Source organism: Streptomyces sp. NPDC022910, assembly GCF_055561075.1.
The window spans coordinates 1-3,183 of record NZ_JBVHHL010000132.1 but is presented as its reverse complement, the minus strand read 5'-3'; the positions used below and the strand labels follow the sequence as shown (position 1 = coordinate 3,183).

Here is a 3,183-nt window from a genome sequence, read left to right as displayed (position 1 = left end):
AGTGGGGTGGTGGGTGGTTGGTCGTTGTTTGAGAACTGCACAGTGGACGCGAGCATCTGTGGCCAAGTTTTTAAGGGCGCACGGTGGATGCCTTGGCACCAGGAACCGATGAAGGACGTGGGAGGCCGCGATAGTCCCCGGGGAGTCGTCAACCAGGCTTTGATCCGGGGGTTTCCGAATGGGGAAACCCGGCAGTCGTCATGGGCTGTCACCCATGCCTGAACACATAGGGCATGTGGAGGGAACGCGGGGAAGTGAAACATCTCAGTACCCGCAGGAAGAGAAAACAACCGTGATTCCGGGAGTAGTGGCGAGCGAAACTGGATGAGGCCAAACCGTATGTGTGTGAGACCCGGCAGGGGTTGCGCATGCGGGGTTGTGGGTTCTTTCTTCTGTTGTCTGCCGGCGACAGGACGAGTCAGAAACCGTTGATGTAGGCGAAGGACATGCGAAAGGTCCGGCGTAGAGGGTAAGACCCCCGTAGTCGAAACGTCAGCGGCTCGTTTGAGAGATACCCAAGTAGCACGGGGCCCGAGAAATCCCGTGTGAATCTGGCGGGACCACCCGCTAAGCCTAAATATTCCCTGGTGACCGATAGCGGATAGTACCGTGAGGGAATGGTGAAAAGTACCCCGGGAGGGGAGTGAAATAGTACCTGAAACCGTGTGCCTACAAGCCGTGGGAGCGTCGGAGTGTGCTTGCACATTCTCGTGACTGCGTGCCTTTTGAAGAATGAGCCTGCGAGTTTGCGGTGTGTTGCGAGGTTAACCCGTTGTGGGGTAGCCGTAGCGAAAGCGAGTCCGAAGAGGGCGTCTGAGTAGCACGCTCAAGACCCGAAGCGGAGTGATCTAGCCATGGGCAGGTTGAAGCGGAGGTAAGACTTCGTGGAGGACCGAACCCACCAGGGTTGAAAACCTGGGGGATGACCTGTGGTTAGGGGTGAAAGGCCAATCAAACTCCGTGATAGCTGGTTCTCCCCGAAATGCATTTAGGTGCAGCGTCGTGTGTTTCTTGCCGGAGGTAGAGCACTGGATAGGCGATGGGCCCTACCGGGTTACTGACCTTAGCCAAACTCCGAATGCCGGTAAGTGAGAGCGCGGCAGTGAGACTGTGGGGGATAAGCTCCATGGTCGAGAGGGAAACAGCCCAGAGCATCGACTAAGGCCCCTAAGCGTACGCTAAGTGGGAAAGGATGTGGAGTCGCACAGACAACCAGGAGGTTGGCTTAGAAGCAGCCACCCTTGAAAGAGTGCGTAATAGCTCACTGGTCTAGTGATTCCGCGCCGACAATGTAGCGGGGCTCAAGCGTACCGCCGAAGTCGTGTCATTGCGATATTGACCCCCAACGGGGATCGTGATGGGTAGGGGAGCGTCGTCTGCCGGGTGAAGCAGCACCGGAAGGTAGTTGTGGACGGTTGACGAGTGAGAATGCAGGCATGAGTAGCGATTCACACGTGGGAAACGTGTGCGCCGATTGACTAAGGGTTCCTGGGTCAAGCTGATCTGCCCAGGGTAAGTCGGGACCTAAGGCGAGGCCGACAGGCGTAGTCGATGGATAACCGGTTGATATTCCGGTACCCGCTGTGAAGCGTCAAACATTGAATCCAGTGATGCTAAGCCCGTGAAGCCGCCCTGATCTCTTCGGAGTTGAGGGGAGTGGTGGAGCCGGTGGCCCGAGCTGGTAGTAGGTGAGTGATGGGGTGACGCAGGAAGGTAGTCCATCCCGGGCGGTGGTTGTCCCGGGGTAAGGGTGTAGGCCGGTGTGTAGGTAAATCCGCGCACCGTGTGGCTGAGACCTGATGCCGAGCCGATTGTGGTGAAGTGGATGATCCTATGCTGTCGAGAAAAGCCTCTAGCGAGTTTCATGGCGGCCCGTACCCTAAACCGACTCAGGTGGTCAGGTAGAGAATACCGAGGCGTTCGGGTGAACTATGGTTAAGGAACTCGGCAAAATGCCCCCGTAACTTCGGGAGAAGGGGGGCCACGCCTGGTGAGGGGACTTGCTTCCTGAGCTGGGGGTGGCCGCAGAGACCAGCGAGAAGCGACTGTTTACTAAAAACACAGGTCCGTGCGAAGCCGTAAGGCGATGTATACGGACTGACGCCTGCCCGGTGCTGGAACGTTAAGGGGACCGGTTAGCTCACTTTCGGGTGGGCGAAGCTGAGAACTTAAGCGCCAGTAAACGGCGGTGGTAACTATAACCATCCTAAGGTAGCGAAATTCCTTGTCGGGTAAGTTCCGACCTGCACGAATGGCGTAACGACTTCTCGACTGTCTCAACCATAGGCCCGGTGAAATTGCACTACGAGTAAAGATGCTCGTTTCGCGCAGCAGGACGGAAAGACCCCGGGACCTTTACTACAGTTTGATATTGGTGTTCGGTTCGGCTTGTGTAGGATAGCTGGGAGACTGTGAAGCCTGGACGCCAGTTCGGGTGGAGTCGTCGTTGAAATACCAGTCTGGTCGTGCTGGATGTCTAACCCGGGTCCGTGATCCGGATCGGGGACAGTGTCTGATGGGTAGTTTAACTGGGGCGGTTGCCTCCTAAAGGGTAACGGAGGCGCCCAAAGGTTCCCTCAGCCTGGTTGGCAATCAGGTGTTGAGTGTAAGTGCACAAGGGAGCTTGACTGTGAGACCGACGGGTCGAGCAGGGACGAAAGTCGGGACTAGTGATCCGGCGGTGGCTTGTGGAAGCGCCGTCGCTCAACGGATAAAAGGTACCCCGGGGATAACAGGCTGATCTTCCCCAAGAGTCCATATCGACGGGATGGTTTGGCACCTCGATGTCGGCTCGTCGCATCCTGGGGCTGGAGTCGGTCCCAAGGGTTGGGCTGTTCGCCCATTAAAGCGGTACGCGAGCTGGGTTTAGAACGTCGTGAGACAGTTCGGTCCCTATCCGCTGTGCGCGTAGGAGTCTTGAGAAGGGCTGTCCCTAGTACGAGAGGACCGGGACGGACGAACCTCTGGTGTGCCAGTTGTTCTGCCAAGGGCATGGCTGGTTGGCTACGTTCGGGAGGGATAACCGCTGAAAGCATCTAAGCGGGAAGCCTGCTTCGAGATGAGGACTCCCACCCACTTGATGGGGTAAGGCTCCCAGTAGACGACTGGGTTGATAGGCCGGATCTGGAAGCCTGGTAACGGGTGGAGGTGACCGGTACTAATAGGCCGAGGGCTTGTCCTCAG

1 rRNA gene is annotated in these 3,183 nt (G+C 57.3%); it reads left to right on the top strand.

Annotated elements, in window-relative coordinates:
* Positions 1-60 precede the first annotated feature (60 nt).
* Positions 61-3,181: ribosomal RNA gene (locus ACZ3TS_RS42425) — 23S ribosomal RNA — on the top strand.
* Positions 3,182-3,183 lie beyond the last annotated feature (2 nt).